Consider the following 3,015-nt stretch of genomic DNA (forward strand, 5'->3'; position numbering starts at 1 on the left):
GCCGAAGGTGTGGAAGCCGGCGCCGGCCACGTTGACGCTGGCATAGGAGCCGCTCTCGGTGGCCCCGTGGGTGGCCTGCCACACGGCGCCGTTCTCCTTGCCGACCATCTCGACGATGTCGGTCTCGGCGTAGTTCCAGCCCGAGCTGGTGCCGCCGGCCGGCAGCAGCCAGAAGGCGTTCCACGCCCCCGGGTCGTCGGCCAGGTCGGCGCGCATCTCGAAGTAGCCGTACTCCTGGGAGAACTGGCTGGTCGGCCCGCCGAGCCACGGCTCCAGGCCGCGGGTGGTGATCATGCCTGAGCTGTAGTCGGAGCCCATCGCCAGGACCTCGGGGTTCGAGGTCTGGTGGGCGACCAGCGAGAGCACGCCGTTGCTCAGCTGGTAGTTGCCGTCGTTGAAGTCGCCCGAATGGCCGTCGAAGTACGGACTCGTGTAGATCTGAGCCTCTGAGCCCAACTTGTAATTATCTAGGCCGCCATACCCATAGTCTTGCCGCCAAACGCCGCCGGGCGAATATTGTGCGTTCCATGGTGAGAATGTGTCAAAATTCTGGTCAAACGTAAGCGTTGCCATTTCGGGCCCCCGACGATGCTCGATGGGGCTAATGGATGACCGGTTTGTTCGGCCAATCTCAAGGGACAGATGGCCGCACCGGTGACGCTGGCGGGCGGATCGCCACGAAATGACGCGGGCTGACAGCGCGGCCCCGCACCGGGGGGCAGGCCTGAATCGGGAGGCCCGAACGTGGCGGCCCGGGAGGGACTCGAACCCCCGACCTTGGCTTTAGGAAAGCCCTGCTCTATCCGGCTGAGCTACCGGGCCGCGCGGGCTGGGTGATAGCCTTGCAAGCCGCGCACGCCAACCGACGAAAACGCCCGGCGGTGGGGCCGGGCGTTTTGCAGCTGTTCGTCTCGGGATCGAAGATCAGGCGGCCGCGGCGGCCGTCTTCACCAGCGACTTGTTCAGCAGGCTGATCGCCGCCTCGCGGTCGATCCGCTCGATGGCCGCCACCTCGCGGGCCATGCGGTCCAGCGCCGATTCATAGAGCTGGCGCTCGGAGTAGGACTGCTCCGGCTGGTTCTCCGCCCGGTGCAGGTCGCGCACCACCTCGGCGATCGAGATCAGGTCGCCGGAGTTGATCTTGGCTTCGTATTCCTGCGCGCGCCTCGACCACATGGTGCGCTTCACCCGCGCACGGCCTTTCAGCGTCGACAGCGCCTTGGAGACCACATTGCCCTCGGCGAGCGGCCGCAGGCCGGCGGTGCGCGCCTTGGCGGTCGGCACGCGCAGCGTCATCTTCTCGTGGTCGAAGGTGATGACGTAGACCTCGAGTCGCAGACCGGCGACTTCCTGGGTTTCGATCCCCTGCACCTGGCCCACGCCGTGGGCCGGGTAGACGACGTGATCGCCCACCGAGAAATCGTGACCGTTCTTGCTCATCCGCAACCTCTCAATCCAAGTCCGCACCGTCGCGAGGTCCGCTCGCGCGAGCATCCGCCCGGGATGAAGCCATGCGCCCCGCAAACGACGCGGGCGACATCATCAATTGGAACGGATGCGGACCTCTAAAAATACCCTTCGCCGCGTCCAGGCATGGCGCGCCCGGACGGCGCTGTTCTGGAAGACGAGCAGGGCCTTACGCCCAATCGCCACGTCGACGGTGTGCATAGCACAAAATTCAGCCGAATGAAAGGGTTGCTCGAATGGCCGCGCTCGGCCGGCGCGGCGAGGCGGGCGGTCAGGACCCGCGACCGGGCTTTTCGGAGAAGTATTTCTCGAACTTGCCGGTCTCGCGCTCGAAGTCTTCGGCGTCCGGCGGCGGCTCGCCCTTCACCGTGATGTTCGGCCAGATCTTCGCGTACTCCGTGTTGACCCGCAGCCACTTGCCGTCGGGCTCGTCCTCGGTGTCGGGCTTGATCGCGTCGACCGGGCATTCCGGCTCGCAGACGCCGCAGTCGATGCATTCGTCCGGATTGATGGCCAGGAAATTCTCGCCCTCGTAGAAGCAGTCGACCGGGCACACCTCGACGCAGTCCATGAACTTACATTTGATGCAGGGATCCATCACGATGTAGGTCATTGCGTGCGAAGTACTCCGGCTCGCCCCCGATGGCGGGCGGGTTTTCGGGGCCGCGGCTGCGAATGTCAATGCGGCGGGCCGGCCGGGGCCTGCGAGGATTCCTGCAAGGCGGAATAGAGACCGCGCGCCTCGGCCGGCGGCCCGCGGCGCTGGCCCAGCGCCTCGACGGTGACGGCGACCAGCCGGCCGCCGATCGCGAACACCAGGTGATCGCCCACCTTCACCGGGCGGGAGGCCTTCTCGACCCGCATCTCATGGCCGGCGCGGGTCAGCCGCACGCGGCCGTCCTCCACGAAGCGTGCGGCGAGCGAGCGGGTCTTGAAGAACCGCGCGCGCCACAGCCAGACGTCCACGCGGGCCGCCTCTTCGGTCATGCCCGGGCGGCCTTGGGGCGTCGCCGCCGCCGCGGCCGGCGAGGCGGCTCGGGCCGCTGCAGGGCGGCGAGGGCGGCGAAGGGGGAATGCGGCGCCGGCCCCGCGGGCTTGGCCGGCTGCGGCTCGCCGCGGCGACGCCAGGCCAGAGGTTCGCCCGGCCCGGGCCGGCCTGCGGGGGCGAAGCCCAGCCCGCGCAGGATCGTCCTGGCCTCGGCCTCGCTCCAGCCCAGCTCCTCGCGGGCCTGCTCGGAGAGCACCGTCCCGCCGGCTGCCTTGGGCGCGGCCCGGAGCAGTTCGTCCAGACGCTCCAGCTGCAGCACCGGGACAGCGAGGCCGCCCACCGCCATCAGGCCATGCGCGGCGAGCGCGCGGGCGGTCGCGCCGGGCGGCGACGGGCTCGGCCGGTCGGCGGGCGGGCGCCAGTCGCGCGCCTCGCGCGCCGCGAGCGCCTGGGCGAGCCCGCGCGCCTGCGGCTTCAGGAGACCGGGCATGTGCAAGGAAAACGCGCCGATCCGAACGCCGAGCGCCCGCAGCGCCCGCCGCTCCACCTGGCTCAGCGCC

At 69.4% G+C, this 3,015-nt stretch carries 4 protein-coding genes, 1 tRNA gene and 1 pseudogene; all 6 read right to left on the reverse strand.

The window, feature by feature from the left end:
* Window positions 1–456 (reverse strand): family 16 glycosylhydrolase (locus VLI41_RS02525; protein ID WP_325266484.1); only part of this gene is annotated, 456 nt, incomplete at its 3' end.
* A gap of 289 nt (window positions 457–745) precedes the next feature.
* Window positions 746–822: transfer RNA gene (locus VLI41_RS02530), tRNA-Arg, on the reverse strand.
* A 102-nt stretch (window positions 823–924) separates the two neighbouring features.
* On the reverse strand, window positions 925–1,440 hold the full coding sequence (locus VLI41_RS02535) for a CarD family transcriptional regulator (protein ID WP_325266485.1): 516 nt from the start codon (window positions 1,438–1,440) through the stop codon (window positions 925–927).
* A gap of 298 nt (window positions 1,441–1,738) precedes the next feature.
* Window positions 1,739–2,080 (reverse strand): ferredoxin FdxA, encoded by a 342-nt coding sequence (gene fdxA, locus VLI41_RS02540; protein WP_325266486.1) that lies wholly within the window; start codon window positions 2,078–2,080, stop codon window positions 1,739–1,741.
* A 65-nt stretch (window positions 2,081–2,145) separates the two neighbouring features.
* Complete coding sequence (locus tag VLI41_RS02545) at window positions 2,146–2,454, reverse strand: RNA-binding S4 domain-containing protein (RefSeq protein WP_325266487.1); 309 nt, start codon at window positions 2,452–2,454, stop codon at window positions 2,146–2,148.
* Window positions 2,451–3,015: pseudogene (locus tag VLI41_RS02550) on the reverse strand (phosphonate-binding protein); the annotation flags it as partial. The gene VLI41_RS02545 and the pseudogene VLI41_RS02550, both read right to left, overlap by 4 nt.

Source organism: Phenylobacterium sp. (assembly GCF_035475775.1).
Taxonomy (GTDB): domain Bacteria; phylum Pseudomonadota; class Alphaproteobacteria; order Caulobacterales; family Caulobacteraceae; genus Phenylobacterium.

What these genes read in the sequence shown, in the direction of transcription:
- VLI41_RS02545 (WP_325266487.1), bottom strand. Translation starts at nt 2,454, where the DNA reads ATGACCGAAGAGGCGGCCCGCGTGGACGTCTGGCTGTGGCGCGCGCGG.
- fdxA (WP_325266486.1), bottom strand. Translation starts at nt 2,080, where the DNA reads ATGACCTACATCGTGATGGATCCCTGCATCAAATGTAAGTTCATGGAC.
- VLI41_RS02535 (WP_325266485.1), bottom strand. Translation starts at nt 1,440, where the DNA reads ATGAGCAAGAACGGTCACGATTTCTCGGTGGGCGATCACGTCGTCTAC.